The sequence below is a fragment of the Candidatus Poriferisodalis sp. genome, from assembly GCF_965208485.1.
In the GTDB taxonomy this organism is placed as follows: Bacteria; Actinomycetota; Acidimicrobiia; order Acidimicrobiales; family Poriferisodalaceae; genus Poriferisodalis.
This window is the reverse complement of the sequence record NZ_OZ242344.1, coordinates 3107497-3125368: the sequence shown is the minus strand read 5'-3', so window position 1 is coordinate 3125368 and position 17872 is coordinate 3107497. Positions and strand designations below refer to the sequence as shown.

18 protein-coding genes are annotated in these 17872 nt (G+C 66.0%); 7 read left to right on the top strand and 11 right to left on the bottom strand.

Annotated elements, in window-relative coordinates; genetic code table 11:
• Window positions 1–125 precede the first annotated feature (125 nt).
• The 5 genes from ACOGXQ_RS14650 to ACOGXQ_RS14630 all read right to left on the bottom strand — a co-directional run bounded on the left by ACOGXQ_RS14650 (window position 126) and on the right by ACOGXQ_RS14630 (window position 3067).
• Window positions 126–344 carry a cadherin-like beta sandwich domain-containing protein gene (locus ACOGXQ_RS14650; RefSeq protein ID WP_419944358.1) on the bottom strand — a complete coding sequence of 73 codons (219 nt, stop codon included), beginning with the start codon at window positions 342–344 and terminating at the stop codon, window positions 126–128.
• Window positions 345–595: 251 nt separating this feature from the next.
• Window positions 596–1903, bottom strand: coding sequence for a HipA domain-containing protein (locus tag ACOGXQ_RS14645; protein WP_419944357.1), 1308 nt, complete (start codon window positions 1901–1903; stop codon window positions 596–598).
• The gene (locus tag ACOGXQ_RS14640) at window positions 1900–2172 is read right to left on the bottom strand and encodes a helix-turn-helix domain-containing protein (protein ID WP_419944356.1); all 273 of its coding nucleotides are present in this window, start codon (window positions 2170–2172) and stop codon (window positions 1900–1902) included. Before ACOGXQ_RS14640 ends, ACOGXQ_RS14645 begins: the two co-directional genes overlap by 4 nt.
• A gap of 95 nt (window positions 2173–2267) precedes the next feature.
• Window positions 2268–2717, bottom strand: a complete 450-nt coding sequence (locus ACOGXQ_RS14635; RefSeq protein WP_419944355.1) for a PIN domain-containing protein — start codon at window positions 2715–2717, stop codon at window positions 2268–2270.
• Window positions 2714–3067, bottom strand: coding sequence for a hypothetical protein (locus ACOGXQ_RS14630; protein WP_419944354.1), 354 nt, complete (start codon window positions 3065–3067; stop codon window positions 2714–2716). Before ACOGXQ_RS14630 ends, ACOGXQ_RS14635 begins: the two co-directional genes overlap by 4 nt.
• Before the next feature lie 175 nt (window positions 3068–3242).
• Between ACOGXQ_RS14630 and ACOGXQ_RS14625 the strand changes: the two genes are divergently transcribed.
• The 3 genes from ACOGXQ_RS14625 (at window position 3243) to ACOGXQ_RS14615 (ending at window position 4436) form a co-directional block, all read left to right on the top strand.
• The gene (locus ACOGXQ_RS14625) at window positions 3243–3500 is read left to right on the top strand and encodes a hypothetical protein (protein WP_419944353.1); all 258 of its coding nucleotides are present in this window, start codon (window positions 3243–3245) and stop codon (window positions 3498–3500) included.
• Window positions 3501–3759: 259 nt separating this feature from the next.
• Window positions 3760–4026: a type II toxin-antitoxin system prevent-host-death family antitoxin gene (locus ACOGXQ_RS14620; protein ID WP_419944352.1), complete on the top strand. Its 267-nt coding sequence runs from the start codon at window positions 3760–3762 to the stop codon at window positions 4024–4026.
• On the top strand, window positions 4023–4436 hold the full coding sequence (locus ACOGXQ_RS14615) for a type II toxin-antitoxin system VapC family toxin (protein WP_419944351.1): 414 nt from the start codon (window positions 4023–4025) through the stop codon (window positions 4434–4436). Before ACOGXQ_RS14620 ends, ACOGXQ_RS14615 begins: the two co-directional genes overlap by 4 nt.
• A 61-nt stretch (window positions 4437–4497) precedes the next feature.
• Here the strand turns inward: ACOGXQ_RS14615 and ACOGXQ_RS14610 are convergent, their stop codons facing one another.
• Window positions 4498–5061, bottom strand: a complete 564-nt coding sequence (locus ACOGXQ_RS14610) for a hypothetical protein (protein ID WP_419944350.1) — start codon at window positions 5059–5061, stop codon at window positions 4498–4500.
• A 281-nt stretch (window positions 5062–5342) separates the two neighbouring features.
• Here ACOGXQ_RS14610 and ACOGXQ_RS14605 point away from each other — a divergent pair, with 281 nt between their 5' ends.
• Entirely contained in the window at window positions 5343–5591 is a 249-nt protein-coding gene (locus ACOGXQ_RS14605) for a hypothetical protein (protein ID WP_419944349.1), read from the top strand.
• Window positions 5592–5693: 102 nt separating this feature from the next.
• Here ACOGXQ_RS14605 and ACOGXQ_RS14600 read toward each other — a convergent pair whose 3' ends face one another.
• Window positions 5694–5882 carry a hypothetical protein gene (locus ACOGXQ_RS14600; protein ID WP_419944348.1) on the bottom strand — a complete coding sequence of 63 codons (189 nt, stop codon included), beginning with the start codon at window positions 5880–5882 and terminating at the stop codon, window positions 5694–5696.
• 171 nt (window positions 5883–6053) lie between these two features.
• Window positions 6054–7595 (bottom strand): ImmA/IrrE family metallo-endopeptidase, encoded by a 1542-nt coding sequence (locus ACOGXQ_RS14595; protein ID WP_419944347.1) that lies wholly within the window; start codon window positions 7593–7595, stop codon window positions 6054–6056.
• Between the two features lie 534 nt (window positions 7596–8129).
• Here ACOGXQ_RS14595 and ACOGXQ_RS14590 point away from each other — a divergent pair.
• Window positions 8130–8801, top strand: a complete 672-nt coding sequence (locus ACOGXQ_RS14590) for a hypothetical protein (protein ID WP_419944346.1) — start codon at window positions 8130–8132, stop codon at window positions 8799–8801.
• 7 nt (window positions 8802–8808) lie between these two features.
• Here the strand turns inward: ACOGXQ_RS14590 and ACOGXQ_RS14585 are convergent, their stop codons facing one another.
• Together ACOGXQ_RS14585 and ACOGXQ_RS14580 are read right to left on the bottom strand one after the other, a co-directional pair.
• Complete coding sequence (locus ACOGXQ_RS14585) at window positions 8809–13875, bottom strand: cadherin-like beta sandwich domain-containing protein (RefSeq protein WP_419944345.1); 5067 nt, start codon at window positions 13873–13875, stop codon at window positions 8809–8811.
• A gap of 285 nt (window positions 13876–14160) precedes the next feature.
• Window positions 14161–14907 (bottom strand): hypothetical protein, encoded by a 747-nt coding sequence (locus ACOGXQ_RS14580; RefSeq protein WP_419944344.1) that lies wholly within the window; start codon window positions 14905–14907, stop codon window positions 14161–14163.
• Between ACOGXQ_RS14580 and ACOGXQ_RS14575 the strand changes: the two genes are divergently transcribed.
• Window positions 14876–15685, top strand: coding sequence for a hypothetical protein (locus ACOGXQ_RS14575; RefSeq protein ID WP_419944343.1), 810 nt, complete (start codon window positions 14876–14878; stop codon window positions 15683–15685). The genes ACOGXQ_RS14580 and ACOGXQ_RS14575 overlap by 32 nt on opposite strands.
• A gap of 470 nt (window positions 15686–16155) precedes the next feature.
• Here the strand turns inward: ACOGXQ_RS14575 and ACOGXQ_RS14570 are convergent, their stop codons facing one another.
• On the bottom strand, window positions 16156–16551 hold the full coding sequence (locus tag ACOGXQ_RS14570) for a hypothetical protein (protein ID WP_419944342.1): 396 nt from the start codon (window positions 16549–16551) through the stop codon (window positions 16156–16158).
• Between the two features lie 88 nt (window positions 16552–16639).
• Between ACOGXQ_RS14570 and ACOGXQ_RS14565 the strand changes: the two genes are divergently transcribed.
• Complete coding sequence (locus ACOGXQ_RS14565; protein ID WP_419944341.1) at window positions 16640–17869, top strand: ATP-binding protein; 1230 nt, start codon at window positions 16640–16642, stop codon at window positions 17867–17869.
• Window positions 17870–17872 lie beyond the last annotated feature (3 nt).

The following is a 17872-nucleotide window of genomic DNA, read 5'->3' as shown; positions in this document are numbered from 1 at the left end:
TCTGCTTGTGCACTTTCGCAGCAGGTGCCAGACGGAGGCATGCAGTGTGACGTCTCGGCTCATCGCCGATCAGCCGTAGGCGGCCAAAGAGTCGGCCGGCGTCGGCTGATGGTGCGGCCGCCGCATCAGCTGTTGAGCGCGGCGGCTCGCTCGACGGTGACGGTGTACACCGTGACCGTGCCATCGGGTGCCGTCACCGTTGCCGTGATGGTGTTGGCGCCCTCCGCAAGGGCGACTTGGTGGCCGTCGGCGCCAAGGTCGGCGTCGGCGGGCGAGATGACTACGTCGGCTTCCTCATCAAACGCTGCGTAGGTGAGCGTGGCGGAACTCACGGTGGCGGCCACCGTCGCCGAGTAGTCCCTGGTCCCCTGGTCGAAGGTCCCGAAGTCGATACCAAGGTTGCCCAGCTCGACGTCAAGGTCGCCCAGGTCGATACCAAGGTCGACCTCCTGGCGACCCAGTTCAAGTCAGATCGTGACGAAGATCGCCGAACGAACCGGGTTCGCCATTACTGGCTTGCCGGCATCAGTCTTTCGGCTCTGGTTTCGATCTGGCTCGGCGCTGCCGGCGTGATCAGCTGACCGGTGCGAACGGCCTACTGGCCGGCCACGTCCGCCAAGACGGATTCGCTTCGACGGATGATCGCAGCAAGGAGGCGTGTCGCCGTGCCGCTCGACCTCGCTGCGGCCCCCAAGGCGTCCATCTCGGCTTGGAGGTGGGCGGGGGTGTCTCGGGCAATGCGAAGAACCTCGCTGGCGGCCCATTGGGGGTCAACGCCAGTGGCGCGTGCGAACTGCTGCCAGTCGTCGATTCGGGCGCCCTCGCCGACGTGGTAGCCGTCGCCCAGTGCCATAGCAAGGTGAACCTCACTGGCTGCGACATCGGTGTACGGCAGCCACGACGCCGTGTCATACATGGGCGCCAGCCGACAGACGGCGCCGGGAAGGTGCAGCAGAGCGTGATTCTTGGCATGAGCGTCGTTCGCCACGATGAACCAGCAGTACACGAGTCGTGTGAACCATGTCCGAAGATCGGTTCCGCTGTCGGTGCTGTGCGTCGCCAGGAGTCGAGCGACGTCGCCCGCCCCCGGACCGCCGTCTCGCTCGAATCTCTGAGCAGGTGAACGCCCGAACGCTTGGCAGAGGTCCTCTTGATGCACACGCGCAATGGCAGCGCCGCCGGTGGGGAGGGGGGAACGGTCGAAGCGCTCCACGACCAGCGTCTCGACGCCACCGACGAAGGCGACATCGGTACGGACCGCTTCGATTCCCAGCCGTCGTGCGGTTGCGAGCGCGAGGTGCTCGCCGATCGCCTGGCCGGGGTACAGGCGCAGCGACGGCTTGAGTATGTGCGTGGTGGGCTCGTCGCCGATCGCCTTGTGCCATCGCCGCTCGCTGCGCCGCAAGGCAAGTTTCGGCATCGTGCCTGCGAGGCTGAAGCTGGCCAGCGGATCGTCGCGCCAACCACCGAGCAGTGCTCCTTCGCTCATCTCAGCCAGCACCGCGCTGAGGTCAGATTCCGAAATGAACTCCAAAGCGGACCTGTGAGCCGACTCATCGCTGGGTTGCGTGCCGGCGCCCTCCCTCTCGAACTGGACGGCGCCAGCGCATTCGCTGCCAATCGGCGTGCTGAGCAAGTCAAACGGATCGCTCGAGACCGCCCCGACGTGCCGGCGCCATTCCTCACGCTCGACGGCTCGATCCGGCAGCAGCCCGTCGAGCCACCTCTCGACAACCGGCCCGGAATGCGGTCGAACGCTCAACGGCAGCGACAGCGACAGCGGCACGGCATTGGCCCACGCCACATAGTGGGCGTCGTACGACAAGAGGAGCCCGTCGATCCTTCGCACGACCACGGCAGCAGGCTCGCCGCCGACTCGTACGCGCAGCTCGGCAGGCGTCATTCCAGCGGTGCCACTACGTCGCTGTAGCTCAGCCGTGCCGGGTCGACCTCACGCACGACGAGCTCGCAGCCGAGCGCCGTGCAGATCTTCACCAGGCCGTCGAGCTGCATGGTCAGCTTGCCGGCCTCGGCGTCGCACACCAGCTTGCGTGACACCCCAGCTGCGTCGGCGAGTGCTTGCTGCGTCAGTTCCAGTTGTCCCCGGCGATCCGCGACAGCATTCGCCAACGATCCCGGCGTTCGCACCACAAGAGCGGCCAAGGTGGTCATGCCGTCAGTGTACCGATATGCCACTGTACGCTTACATCGATCCAGAAGTCACCGAACGCATACAATCAGTCTCGGTGTAACTGTACGCATACACACTAGCCGTCGGCCGGCACGGCTGCCGGCGCATCGCCCATGTGCTCCCAGGGGTCGATCAACCGCAGGTCGAGGCCTTCGAAGTCGGACACGTTGCGGGTGGCCAGCCCAAGGCGTCGCACGCCAGCGGTGGCGGCTATGAGCGCATCGCCCAACTCCAGGGTGCGACCGGCGCGCCGGGCATTGGCCCGCAATTCCGCGGCGTATTCTGCCTCGGCGGGGCCCACGGGCACGATACGGCGCACCGCCGACGCTATCGATCTGACGGCGCTGGCGATCGCGTCGCGGCGTCGGCCCGGCGCCATGAGCCCGATGCCGTACTCGAGCTCATGCAGCACGATCACCGACAGCCACAGGTTCGGCTCGCTCGACAGGAATGCCACCACGTTGGCGTCGGGTTCGCGCCGGACCGTCTCGGAGACGACGTTGGTGTCGAGCAAAATGCCGTTCACGAGATGTCGCTGCCGCGCCGACCAGCAGATTCGCCAGCATCATCGGCGCCGTGGTCGAAGAACGGGATCGGCCGAATCGAGCGGCGATCGGGGAGTTCGAGCTCGTAGCCCCGCGGCATGTTCTCGACGAGCCAGCGGCCGACATGCACGTCAGGCTCGGCTCGTTCCTGCCAGACATGCTCGGGAACCACCACGAACGTCCTGCGCGTGCCGATGCGCTGGGGCCCGTCCTCTTCCGCGCAGCGCAGAATGTGAGACAGGCGGGCCTTCGCCTCGGCCACCGTCCAGATGCGGTGAGACTCCGTCGCTTCCGCCGACACAACACCCCGCTGCAGCCAGTCGCCCAACACGAACTAGTCCATATTAGACTAGTTGGCCTTGCGGCACGAGCTGCTGAGACGCTCTCTACTGTCCGCAGCGGGCCGCTACCGAAGGGAACCCGCCTTGTCTGAACAAGATCGTTCTCGCCTCTACGCTTGGTGGTGCGAGTAGCTCGCCGAATACCTCATGTCTTGCCTGAGTCCTGTGCCGCTGCCCGATCTCGCCGCCAAGGACGACCTGCGCGAAGTCGAGGACGACGTGGCGCGCGTCGACGCCAGGCTCGCCCAGATCGACGCAAGGGTCGTCAACCTCGATGCCAAGGTCGACCTCCTGGCGACCCAGTTCAAGTCAGATCGTGACGAAGATCGCCGAGTGAGCCGGGTTCGCCACTACTGGCTTGCCGGCATCGGTCTGGCGGCCGTGGTGCCGATCTGGCTGGGCGCTGCCGGCGTGATCAGCTGAACACGCTGGTGCTGGCTCGGGGCGGGCGATGGCGCGGAAGGTGATCGAGAGGCGTCGCTGGGTGCTCCAGACCGACTGCCTGCTCGATTCCGGCGACCGCCGCAACGACGCCCTGCCGGCCGAGAGGTAATTTGCAATCCAAATCACAGCGCAAGTTGTGTCACTCGAGTCGCGTAACGCCCCGGCGCGGTCTGTCAACACGTCATCTGGCTAGACTGTCCGTCTAGCTGAAAACAGCCCAGAGCACTCGGAGACTGTCGTGGCCGACGCAACGCAGGCGTGGCAATTGCAAGATGCCAAGAACCGGTTCAGCGCCGTTGTCGATGCAGCGCTGGGAGGCGAACCCCAGCGTGTGACGCGGCGAGGCCAGCCCGTGGTCGTGGTGGTTGCGGTCGACGAGTTCGAGCGGCTGTGCCGGCTGGACAGCGCAGCCGCGCCGACGCTGGGCCGACTGCTTGCCGCCATGCCGACCGACGACGGCGAATTCGAGCGTCTCGAGCTGGCTCCCAGAGATGCCGAGCTGTGAGCCTCCTGCTGGACACCGACGTCCTCTCAGCGCTGCGTCGTCGTGATCGGAATCCATCGGTTGTCCGTTGGCTGGAGGTCCAGCGCACCGCCGACTTGCATCTCAGCGTCGTGACCATCGGCGAGATCGAGCGCGGCATCACACGCCAGCGAGATCGCGACCCGGCATTCGCCCGCGAACTCGCCGACTGGCTCGACAAGATCCTCACGTGGTACGGCGACCGCGTGCTTGCCGTCGACACCGGCACCGCCCGCCGCTGGGGCCAACTCTCACAGCGGCTCGGCCACACCAGTGCCGACCTCTTGATAGCCGCCACAGCACTCGAGCACGGCCTCACTGTCGTGACGCGCAACACCCGCCATTTCGAGCCGACCGGGGCGAACACCATCAACCCGTTCGAAGCGCCGTAGACACTCCAAGGGCCGACGGTGCCATCGCTGCGTGCATTGCTCAGAAAGGCCGGCCAGTCCCTCAGCCTCGCAGCCACTCCGTGACAGCGACGACTGCTGCGAGCGCTGCCACGATCTCGAAGGGCAGTGCAATGGCGATTCGCCGCAGCCGCCGGTCCAAGGTCGTGCGGTCCGCCTCCCGGTGCGCAGTCGCTTCCTTGCGATCGGCCTCGCGCTGCACCGCCATTGCCTCCCGGTGCGCAGTCGCTTCCTTGCGATCGGCCTCGCGCTGCACCGCCATTGCCTCCCGGTGCGCAGTCGCTTCCTTGCGATCGGCCTCGCGCTGCACCGCCATTGCCTCCCGGTGCGCAGTCGCTTCCTTGCGATCGGCCTCGCGCTGCACCGCCATTGCCTCCCGATCGGCCTCGCGCTGCACCGCCATTGCCTCCCGATCGGCTTCACGCTGCGCGGCCATTCTCAGCTCGAACGCGGAGAACTCTGCTGAGAGCACGGCTTCGAGGTGCCGCTTGGTCACCAGGTCTGCCAGCGGCGCAACCGGCAGGCACGACATCAGGTACTCCGCCAGCGGCTCGTCGGTCTGCTCACGCAGCCAAGCGTAGAGGCGAGAACGATCTTCTTCAGACACGGCGACCTCCCGATGCCGGCAGTGGATTGCCGGGCACCGTAGAGCACCACGGTCCAGCTGCCCAAATGAATTTCAGATCATCTGGATGATTGCCAGACCAATCCTGTAGAGGAATCGATTGGCCAGGCAAATTCATTTTGCGGGTCGAGAGGCGCTGTCGACTGTGCGCTGCGGATCGCTGGGAAACGGAATCCGCTGTGTCTGAACAAGATCGTTCTCGCCTCTACGATTGGTGGTGCGAGCAGACCGACGAGTCGCTTGCCGAATACGTCATGTCCTGCATGAGCCCTGTGCCGCTGCCCGATCTCGCCAACTCCATGCTCATCATGGCGGTGCTGGCCCTCACTGCCTTCGCACTCGCGGCCGCACGCCGAGCATGCGCCACCGGGCCCGACACGACCGAGCCCGCCCCGCAACAAGAACGGCCGCACTCCCATGCCCGTCTGGCGCTCGACCTCGGCGGCCTCGGCTCGGCCATCACCGGCGCCGCTGCGCAACGAGCTCGACCGCTTCATGGGCTATCGTCATGACCTGCCGTACTGCTACCCGTCCACCATGGACAGCGAGTAGCTGACGTCGGTCTCGTCTACCTGCTCGAGATGGCGTTGAACGACTGAGCCTGAACCTGTAGATCACCACGAGCATCGTCCGGCATCGTCCGGCTCCTTGTGGGCCGGGTCCGGAGTCTCTTCATCGGGCCACTCGCCCGCAAGAATGCAGTCGGTCAGCCCGGCTTCCTCCTCTGGCGACAGGAAATCCGGCAGGTACACAAGCCCTGCAGGAGTATTCGCCTGCTGGTCTTCCAGCAGCGACAGCTGCACGTCAAGACAGTGCGTCAGCGGGAGGGGTGGAGCATCCAGAGTCCGTTTGAACTCGGCCCGTGCCCGACCCGCCGCAACCATGTGATGAATGCAGTGATTCACACCGGGACGTCTGCGCCGCTTGTGGGCTCGCGCTGCGGTCCAACGAATTCGCCAGAAACCCAAGCGCGTTCAGAGATCTAGGCGCAGCCTGTGTCGGTCTTCCTCGCGGAGGCGTCCCACGTTGTGCAAGTGCTCTAGCAGCGCGATCTTGCTTACTTCGAGCTGGGCGGCCACCTCACCGAGGCCCTCAGGCGTGTCGATTGGGCTCCCTGCCCACGCAATCGCAGAATCCAGCCGGTCCGGCGGCATCAGGAGCCACGCAGCAAAGGCGTTCGCACGCTGTTCGATCGAGAGTGGGGCCCAAGGGCCACTGGCAACCGCCAAACTCGCCCCGACCGAACGGTCGTGAAGCAGGTGACAGAGCTCGTGGGCCAGCGTGAATCGCCTCGCTTGCGGCATACGTGCTGACCAGTGGCTTCGGTTCACCACGATCCGAGGGGCGTGGTGGGCACTGACGAAGGACACGGCTCGCAATTCCGGATCGTCGAGAGTGATCTCGCCCACCCGAATGCGCCAATCCGCCAACCATGCGTTCAGACTTGAGCTTGAGGCAGCGAACTCACTCCCGAGTTCGTCGAGCAGTTCCTCGGCGAGGTCGTACCCCTGCTGCCAAGGACGCTGCGTTACGTCGATCGGTTCGTCGCACACCAAATCGGCGAGACCATCGTCGGGCGATTCCTCGTAGGACTCAAGCAGCAGTGTCGCCAAGGACACAGCGTCGTCTTCAGTGATCGTCGGACTTGCGGACCCAAAAAGGAGAGGTGCTAGGGACCCTTCCAGCACAATCCCGTTCGAAGCCCTGCGGCCGAACACAGCGTCGACGGCGTGCGACGATCCCAAGTCGCCGATTCGGTCACGCAGAGCGCGCCAACGCGTGACCATCTCCTTCCGCACGTCACCGAACCCCGCAAGCCACGCAGCTCGCTCCTCAGATCGCTTCGGCTGTCGCAGTGCCCGGACGGACTTGACGAGCGACTCGCATCGCTGCGACTCGGGCACTTGGGCGTAGAGCCACTCAGAAGCGCTTTCGAGCATGTCGTGCAGTGCGGCTGCAACTGCGTCCAGTTCGTCGCGCACAACCCCCTCGGTCGCCGTGAAGCCGACGCCTTCAGCGCCGGCGAGTTGGCTGGCCTTCCATGAGACTTCGACTTGGTTCCTGAAGCGCCGGAGATACACATCGGGGAAGATGCCGCCATTGCGAGCTGTTCGCAGGGCATGTCGTTGCTGCCAGGCGAAACATGCCTCCTGTGTGGCCAGTTCACCCCGGAATCCGGTTGAGCTGAGACTCAGCGCCGATGCGATGCTGCCGACTTCCGCCGCAGTAGTGGCAGGCCGTATTGCTGTGGGATGCCGTTCCTCGTGCAGCAAAGCGTCCCAATTCTCAGTCAGCCATTCGAGCAGAGGCAGGAGATACCAGTGGCAAAACTGCAGCGTCTCGCCTTCGTCCACATGGGCGCACAAGTTCACATCGCGGACCCAGATTTGAAACGCTCCCCAGCTCGCAGCCATCTCGGGCGACGCTGCCACGCCCTCATCGGGGTCATGATGAAATGCAATCTTCAAGGCAAACGACGAGGGTTCGCCGAACAGCCTTTCCCAGCGGACGCTCATTGCCGGCGCCTGTCCGCTTGACGCATCGCCCGACGCGTGATGGCCCCAGTTGCCTGCCAGTGATTCTTGATGCTCGGGGGCACTTCGGCGAAGAGGATCGGGTAGCCGTGCCAGAGGTCGCTTTCGAGATCGTGGCACTGCGCGCAAAATGCCTGTCCGCCATCGGTCGCGTATCGCTTCTTGCCGTGGAGCGTGCTGTTCTGCAACAGGCTGACCGGATCTACGTTCCGGGGACACCGCGAACCCCTGCGACCAGGTGCTGCGGGCTTGTGCTTCGGGTTTGGCTCGTAGCGCACCGGTCTCCTCTCAACGCATCGTCACGGTAACGCTAGGCCCACGCGTGTGTCGACGGAATTCGTAAGCCATGGCGCCGCGAGGTGGCTCTGTCCGGGGCAGTTCGATGCCGCGGACCAATCGTTGACGCATCACCTAGTGGTGCGTCGCTGAAATGGCTGGGGCTGAAGCAAGCCCATTCTTACAGGTCAGCGAGTTGCATGATGCCCGGAAGAAAACTGCGACACACCACTAGTGCACGTGGGCTTGCCGGCACGCGAGAGCTTGCCGAAGCACGCTCGCGCGCCCCGAAAGTCGCTGCTGGTGGTGCTGCCGCTGGCCGGGCTCGCCCTGCAGTCAGCAGAGCGGCTCAGCGTGTACCTCAACGCGGCCGCCACCGGCACCAACCCCTTGCGAGCAGCCCGCCACACCTGGCGCCTCGCCGGCATACACCTCGACCAAGGCAGCTTCGCACCCTTGGGGCGCTTGGCGGAATACCTCACGCACGGCGTGGCGCTCGAGGCCGGCTGGTCCCTCAGCCTCGCTCCCCATGCGGTGCTGGGTGCCGTACGGCTCGCCCTCGGCGCCGTCCTGGTGATGTTCTACGACGTTGCCTATCTGGCACCCATCATCGCCGCCGCATTCCTCGTCGCCCGGCTCGCCCTTGCCCGGCTCGCCACCCGGGCGGCCCTCGCAACCGCAGCAGTTCGCCGTTGGGCAGCGTTCAGTGCCGGCTTTGCGACGGTGTTCATCCCGGTGCGGATCCTAGGACTGCGGAGAGGCCGTCACCGTTGCGGTGTGCTCGGCGGTCCACGGCGAGACTGCGCAGCCTGGCTAGTGCTGCGTCAGCAAACGTTTGCGCGGTTGCTGGCGCCATCGCTTCGCCTGCGAGCAGGCCCTCCAGTGATCCCCGCCACAGCGAAGGTTGCTTGACACGGCACTAGCTGCTGGGGCCTTCGATGAAGACTTGGGCCGCCTGCGACACCGGCCGCCCATCCGCAGTGCACACCGCATGCTCGCCGTCACAGCCAGAACCCTTGAACACCGTCACCGACAGCCTGCGATCGTCGCCGACCCTGATGGTGATGTCCCACAGATCGCTGCGCCCCTCCACCCGCTTGGCCCTGACCACACGATGCGGGGACTGCACGAACACCCCACCGCCGTCGCGCATCGTCACATAGCTCACCGCCAACGGCTCACTGAAACTCACCCGCACCACCAGATCAGTGCCCGCACCCGAATGCGCATCGGGCAACTCCTCAAAACTCGCCGTCAACGCCGGCAACCCCGACCCGGACTCGTCCGTTTCGGTCTCGGGCTCGTCGGCCTGCTGCTCATCGGAGCCCAGCTCGCCGGCCTGCTGGCGGGCGACCGGCGACGACGACACCACCGCCGTGACCTCACCGGTCCACGGCGACGCCGACACCTTGCCCCCCAGACTGCGGAACCGTGCGCGGATCTGCACCTTGTAGACAGCGCCCTCCTCAAGGCCGGTGAGCGTGACCGAGGTGGCGTCGCCCTCAGGCCACACATTGCCCCGATGGGTCTCATCGGCCTGCCAATACGACAGATACCCCAGATCCTCCCGAGCCCACATCACCCGATACCCGAACGGCGCCAAACCCGGCGCCCCCCACGACACCGACAACTCCCCCGGCGCACCGCTCGACACCACCACCGAACCGACCTCATCAGGCGCCAACACCCGCTGCTCCAACACCCCCAACGGCTCCTCACCAGACTCCGACTCCCCCTGCCCCTCCACCTCGGACTGCTCCACCTCGGACTGCTCCGCCTCGGACTGCTGTTGAGCCTGCTCCTCGGACTGCTCCACCTCGGACTGCTGCTCCTCGGACTGCTGCTCCTCGGACTGCTGCTCCTCGGACTGCTGCTCCTCGGACTGCTTCTGCACAGCGAGATCTTCACCGGGCACGAATCGCACATCCGGAGGCGGCGACGCCGCGGCCCGCTCGACGGTGACGGTGTACACCGTGGCTGTGCCGTCGGGCGCCGTCACCGTCACCGTGACGGTGTTGGCGCCCTCCGCAAGACCGACCTGGTGACCGTCGGTGACGGTGTCGGCGTCGGCGGGCGAGACGACGACCTCGGCATCGGGGTCGAACGCCTCATAGGTGAGCGTCGCCGAACTCACCGTGGCGGCCACCGTCGCCGAGTAGTCCCTGGTCCCCTGGTCGAACATCCCGAAATCGACACCGCTCAGCGCCAACGACGTCAACAACGTGCTCACCGGCGCATCCACGGTCACGATGCTGTCGCTGCGGCTGTCGGTCACCCACATGGTGTGACCGTCAGACCACACTCCCTGCGGTTGGGTCAGCTCGCCGTTCGTCCCCCGGACGTCGACATCGCGCTGCGGCTGACGATCACCAGTAGCAAGCTCATAGGCGTACAGCTTCGAGTCGTAGAAGTCGGGCACCCACATCGTGACCGTGTCGGACCAGAGGTCGCCCGGAGTGTCGTTGCCGTAGTGGTCGGGAGTATCGCGGCCGAAGTTGGCGAGCCGGACGAGGTCTTTCTCTACGATCCAACGCCCGTTTTCGCGGTCCCATGGCCCAGGAGACATGTCGAAAGCAAACAGCCGGTCGAGGTACCTGTCGGTGACCCACATGGTGTCGCCGTCGGACCACAGGCCCCACCCCCACCGAGCCAATGCGATCGCGATGTCGCTATCGGGCAGACGCTCCCCGGTGGCCAGCGAGTATGCGCGAGCGGTCTTGTCTTTGTGGATGATGATCCAGATCGTCTCTCCGTCGGACCACAGCCCGGTCGGCCAGCGGCCACTCTCGAAGTGGTCGAAGTCGCGGTCGGGCAGACGCTCGAGGGTCTCCAAGTCGAAGGCGAGCAGCGTGTCCGACACTCCGTCGACCGCCCAGAGGACCTCGCCGTCGGACCACACACCGCGCAAGCTCACATCAGTGCCCCCGACCCGGACCGCGCCGCGGCGATAGATGTTCACGGAGTACACCGATTTCGTGGACAGATCAGAGGACACCACGGTGATCGTGATGCGGTTGCTGCCCTGTGCGAGGCTCACTTGGTGGCCGTCGGCGTCGGCGTCGGCGTCGGCGGGGCTGATGGTCACTGTCGCGTTGGCGTCGGTCGCAGCAGCGGTGATGGTGGTCTGAGTGACGTCGTTGTCGACTTGAGCGCTGCAGGGGCAATCACCGGGGGTGAACGTGCCGACGCCGCTGAAGCTGAGCGCGCTGAGCGATGCGTCCGAGGAAAGGGTCGCGACGTTGACCTTGACCACGTTCACGGTGTAGGTCCTGACCTGGACGCCGAGCGTGACGGTGACGGTGACGGTGTTGGAGCCCAGCGACAGGCTGACCTGGTGGCCGTCAGTGTTGCTGTCGGCGTCGGCGGGGCTGACAGTCACCGTCGCGCCGGATTCCGTGGCGGCTGCGGCGACGGTGGTGGCGCTCACGGTGTTGGCGGCCGCGGCATTGTAGCTGTCGACGCCGCTGCGCAGACCGCCGAAGCTGACGTCGGTGAACGAGAGGCTCGCCAGCCGCGCACGCGGTGGCATCGTGTAGGGGTAGACGATGAGGTCCTCGCTGTCGAGCACCCACATGGTGTCGCCGTCGGACCAGATTGCAGCGGGATCGTCGTTGCCGACTCTGCCCAGCGTGCCTATCTCCAGGCTGGTGTGCCGGTCGGCGTCGTCGATGTCGTAGGCGTAGATCCTGTCGTCTTCGTCGTCGAGCACCCACATAACGTCGCCGTCGGACCACACGTCGCGGGGGTTGCTGTTGCCATGGCGCCTTCCGACACCCCTGATCTTCGTGCTCTGATAGCTGCCGGTGGCGAGGTCGATGATCACCACGCGATTGAAATCGCTGTCGGCGATCCACATGGTGGTCCCGTCGGACCAGATGCCCTCAGGATGAGGATTGGCGATTTCCGCTATGTTGAGCGACGGCCGGTTTGGTCTGGTTCCGTTGCGGTCGTAGGCGGGTCGGCGTGCGCCGGTGGCGGGGTCGTAGGCGTAGAGCCCGCCGTAGAGGCCTTCGAGGGCGTAGAGGTGCCTGCCGTCGCCCCACAGGCCTCCTCCTTCGAATCTGCCGTCGTTGAGGTCGTCGCCGTGGATGTCGTGCACGTGGGTGAGCCGGAAGTCGCGGTCGGTCTGGCGTGCGCCGGTGTCGAGGTCGTAGGCGTGGGCCCAGTCGGGGCCGGTGACCCACAAGACGTCGCCGTCGGACCACATCGACGCGACCGGCGTGGTGTCGGGGTCGAGGCGGATGACGCCGTCGGCGTACGCGCGTCCCACGCTGATGGTGTACTGCGCGGTGGCGGACAGGTCAGAGGAGACCACCGTGACAGTGACGGCGGTGCTGGCGCCCGCGGCGAGGCTGACCTGGTGGCCGTCAGTTGCGGTGTCGGCGTCGCCGGGCGTGACGGTGACCGACGCGTGCGGGTCAGCAGGCGTCGCCGCGAGGGTGACCGAGCCGACCGAGCTGTCCACCGCAGCGGCATATGAGTAGGCGTCGGCGCTGAAGGTGCCGATCCCGACAGCGGCGTCGGTGTCGGTCTCGGCCAAGGTGAGCGCGCTCAGCGAAGCGTCGGAAGTGACGGCGGGAGCGTCGACCTGAGTGACGCGCACCGTGTACACCGCCGACACGGTCAGATCCGACGAAGTCACGGTGACGGCGACGTTGTTGACGCCCGCCCCGAGCGCTACCTGATGGCCGTCGCCGGGATCGGAGTTCGCGTCCGCGGGCGTGATGGCGACCGACGCGTCCGCGTCCGCAGGAGTGGCAGTCACCGTGGCAGAAGCGACCGTGGACGGCACCACCGCCGCATACCTGCGGTTGAGAGCGTCGAACGCGCCGATGTCCACACCGCTCAGGCCCAAAGCGCTCAGCGACGCGTCGCCGCCGACCGCGCCGAGCGAAGAGCGCTCCACGGCCACGTTGTAGGTCTCGACCAGCGTCCCGCTGGTGACCGTCACCGTGATCGCGTTCGCGCCCGGCGACAAGTCGACCTGGTGGCCGTCGGTGCTGCTGTCGGCGTCCGCGGGCGCGATGACAACCGACGCTCCCGAGCCCGCAGCGGCCGCAGCAGCGACCGTCGTTTGCGTCGTCGCTGACGGCACCCGCACCGAATAAGAGAACCGGCCCGCAGAGAACACCCCGAAGTCCACGCCGCTCAGCGACAGCGACCGCAGCAGCGCGCTGTCGGGCATCCGGTACGCGAACAGCCTCGACTCGCCGTCGTCGCTCGACTTGCCGCTGTCGGCCACCCACAGCGTCGACCCGTCCGACCACAACGCCGCCGGACGGCCGTTGCCCGCAACGGCCAACGTGTCGAAATCCCCACCAGGACGCCGCGCGCCCGTCGAGAAGTCGTACGCGTACACCTTGTCGTCGGCCATGTCGGCCACCCACAGCGTCGACCCGTCCGACCACAACCCCGTAGGACGGTCATTGCCCGCCGCATCAGGCGAATCGACATCATCATCAGGCCGACGCTCACCGGTGGCGAGATCGTACGCGTACACCCTGCCGTCCCAGTAGTCGGCCACCCACAGCGTCGAGCCGTCCGACCACAGCCCCCGCGGCCAATTGTTGCCGGCCTCGTCCAGCGTCTCGATGCCCAAGAACGGCAGATGAGCACCGGTCGCCAGATCGTACGCGTACACCTTGGCATCAGCGCCGTCGGACACCCACAGCACCGACCCGTCCGACCACATACCCGTCGGATACGTGTTGCCCGCCCCACGCAGCGAATCCACATCATCGCCAGGCCGACGCACGCCAGTCGCGAGATCGTACGCAAACACCTTGTCCTCGACCAGATCAGCCACCCACAACACCGACCCGTCCGACCACAACGCCCCCGGATACTCATTGCCCGCCCCAGCCAACGAGTCAAACTCCGCATCCGGCAACCGAGAAAACGCCGCAGGCTCCTGCGCGCCAACACCACCAGACCCAACCGGCACCAACACCCCAGCCAACACCACAACCACAACCAGCCAAACCACCCGACGAAACCACCACCCCCACAACACACCCAACCCCAACATCACCAACCTCCCCGGCCGTGACACAACAACCCGAGTCTCTACAAAACACGGGGTGACTCACCCACACACTAACCCACCCCACCCCACCCCGCCACCGGGTCGGGGACCGCCTCTGGCTCACCCCCATCAACACCCTCTGGGACTCCCCGCCCGGGCACCGATGAAACTCAGCAACCCCCATGCCAGCCCACGGCAACCCGACAAGATGCGAAGCCGCTCTCAGCACCGCTGTCTCCAGTGGGGCTACAGACCGCCGACCGGCGTGCCGCGAATCTGGAGCATCATGGAACAGCCTGGTAGGGCCGTGGTCAAGCTGTAGCCGTCGGTGTTGCTGCCGGTGGTGAACCGCTGCGCGTGGTCATGGTCGACGAGGGCTTCGGCGGACTTCTCGTATTGGCCGGTGTTGCCGACCAGGACCGGGCCGTCGTTGTCCACAAAGCTCACCGTGGTGGACCCCGCGGCGGTGTGGCCCGACGGCGGGGCGCCGAAGCTGATCGTGACCGATTCGCCGTCGTCGTCGTCGCTGTCGTTGGCGGCCGAAACGGTGAAGGTCGCCTTGGTCGCAGCCACGTCGAAGGTCACCGACGCGGGGATCGCGGAGTGGTCTTCGGCTGTGGCGCCGCCGCCATAGGAGACGCTCAGCGGGACCGTCACCGCTGTCGTGGGCGCCTCGGGGATGACCGCTTCCACGGTGACTGCGGCGCCGCCCTCCACCAAGACCGTGATCTTGAACGAGCTGGAATCGACGGTCGCGTCGAAGGGATGGGCTGTGCTGTCAGTGGACACCAGCGCTCCGGGGATATACGCAAGGATGGAGCGGGCGATCCGCAAGTACGCAACGACAAGCGAGGACTCCCCCGAGGGGCTGCTGCCTCCCGACAGGGAATCTGAGACCGAGGTGTCCGTATCGGCCAAGGTTGCATCCATCAGCAGGCGATCCAAGCGCCGGACCACGCCTTTGCCGAACATCGAGGAATCGCTGGAGATCATGGGGCTCCATGCCCAATCGAGAGGATCGGTTGTCTTGGTGACCGTCGACGAGATTCATTCGGGCGATGTCGAGGAGTTGCGCAGCTTCGCGTCCGACATGCAGCGTCTGATCAAACGCAGGCTGCTGCCGATCGCGTTCGTCGGCGCTGGCCTGCCGAATGTGAGGAATCTGTTCCAGCGCGAGAAGATCACATTCTTCCTGCGATGCCATGATGAGCCGATCGGTTCCTTGAATCAGTCCAGCGTGTTGTCCTTTCTCAGCAACACCTTGACAGACGCCGGTCGCGAGTACACCGCCGATGCTGTGATGGAAATGGCCTCAGCATCCGGCGGATATCCGTACAAGATGCAGCTGATCGGCGACGAGGCATGGAAGATCAGCGGGTCACGAAGCAGAGTCGTGGACAGTGTGATAGCGGATCTCGCCATCCGCGAGGCGTCCAACAAGCTCAGGCAACGGGTCCATGAGTCCCTATGGCACGATCTGCCTCGATCAGACCAAGCAATCTTGAAGGCAGTCGCTCAGCATGGCGGCCTCGTAGCCAGGCGCACGTTAGGCGCATCTCTCCCTCTCGAGTCGTCCCATGTGACTCACAGAATCAAAGAACTCGTCGACATCGGATGCCTCGTTCGTGACGGGCGAGGCCCTATCGGACTCGGGCCTCTCGCGTCGATGCATCTCATCGAAGACATCATGAGCGATGAGAGAGAATCGGCACTGGCCACGACAGCGGAACATGCAGCAGAGCACACTCCGATGCCTGAGCCAAACAGATAAAGGCGCAAGCTCAAGACCGTCAATGCGAGATGCATCCTGCGGAGCGGACACAACGGCAACTGCCGATGGGCGGCCGGTGTCCAAGGCGGCCCAGGTCTTCATCGAAGGCCCCGGCTCTGATCCCGACGGCGACCTCCAATCGGTGTCTTCGATGAGCTCGGCCAGCAGGTCGAATGCGGGAATGCTCTGGTATCGATACCACGCATAAGACGGCGAACTCCACTGGTGGTTGCGAGTGATCGGTCATGATGGCCGGTCTTGGAGTACTGCAACCACCAGTGGAAGTGTCCAGTATGGCAGCGAGGCTGTCACGCGATGAGCGCGCTGTGATCGAGGCGCGCACGGGGGCGGGGGTCAGGCCCGAGGAGACAGCGGCGCTGATCGGTCGTGATCCCTCGACGGTGTATCGGGAGCTGGGCCGCAGGAACCCGTTGCGTGGCGACCAACTGAGTCGAGACTGCGCAGCCTGGCTAGCTGCTGGGGCCTTCGATGAAGACCTGGGCCGCCTGCGACACCGGCCGCCCGTCAGCAGTGCACACCGCATGCTCGCCGTCACAGCCAGAGCCCTTGAACACCGTCACCGACAGCCTGCGATCGTCGCCGACCCTGATGGTGATGTCCCACAGATCGCTGCGCCCCTCCACCCGCTTGGCCCTGACCACACGATGCGGGGACTGCACGAACACCGCCACCCCGTCGCGCATCGTCACATAGCTCACCGCCAACGACGACAACTCCGCGCTGAACAGCACCGGCGGGGTCGGCGGGTCAGCGCGGTTGATCCGAACGTTGTAGGTGCGCGTGTCGTCGCCGTTCGCCGACGTCACCGCCACCGTGTTCAGCCCCTCCACCAAGTCCACCTGCACGCCGACCAACCGAGGGGGGGGGGGGGGCAACCACCGCTCACAGCCGCGCTGTTATCCGCAGTATGGATAATTGACTATCCTTTTGCGCATGACCTACCTGCGGAGGCACATCGACGAGCGCCTCAAGCACCTCATGGACGTCCACCCGGCGTGCCTCGTTGAAGGGATCAGGGGCACCGGCAAGACGTCCAGCGCGCAGCGCCTCGCCCGATCGACGCTGCGCCTGGACGATCCGCCTGTCGCCGCAATGGTCGCCGACGACCCCGAGGCTGCATACGGCTCCCTGCAGCCGCCCGTGCTGCTTGACGAATGGCAGCGAGTGCCCACAGTGTGGGATGCGGTACGGCGATCCATCGACGAGGAACGGTCGCCAGGCCGGTTCATCCTGAGCGGGTCGTCCCGGGCCGCGATGCGCACCGACGTTCATGCAGGCGCCGGACGCATCCTGCCGGTGCGTCTGCGTCCCATGACGCTGTCTGAGCGTCGGGGCACGGCACCGGCGGTGGCGTTCCGCGATCTCGCCGTGCACGGCATCGAGGCAGTCCGAGGCGTCCGCTCGCCGTTCTCGCCCGCCGAACAGGTGGCAGCGACCACCGAGTCCGGCCTGCCGGGCTACCTCGGCATGAGCGCCGCAGACCACCACGAGGCGCTGCGGGCCTACCTCGATTTGGCGGTAGCCAGGGATCTGGCCGAGATCGCGCCGGCGCAGCGGGACATCAGCAAGCTGCGCAACTACGTGCGCGCGTACGGCGCCGCCGTCGGCACGACTGCCGAGCACGCTGCGATCCACAATGCCGCCGGCGTTTCCAAGGCAACCGGCGAGACGTACCACGATCTGCTCGTGCGGCTCGGCCTCGTCGAGGAGCTGACCGGTTGGTCGAACAACCTGCTCAAGCGCCTGACGCGTCGCCCGAAGCGACACCTCGTGGACCCCGCACTCGCGGCCGCCGACCACCACGAGACGGCCGCCGCGCTGGAACTGCGGCGTGACCGGCTCGGACAGCTCTTCGAGAGCGCCGTGGTGTGCCAGATCAGCGCGACCGCGGATGCCCAGGGTCTCGGCTGGCGATTCAGTCATCTGCGATCCGCCGGCGGGGAGCACGAGATCGACCTCGTGGCCGACCTGCCGGGGGGAGACGTGGTGGCATTCGAAGCGAAGCTGTCCCAGACCGTCAGCGCCGCCGAGACGCGCTCGCTCGCTGCGCTGCGTGACCGGCTCGGCGACGGCTTCCGTGCCGGCATCGTGGTGCACCCCGGCGAGTCCGCCTACCGGCTCGGCGACCGGATCGCCGCAGCCCCCCTCGGCGTGCTGGTGTAGACG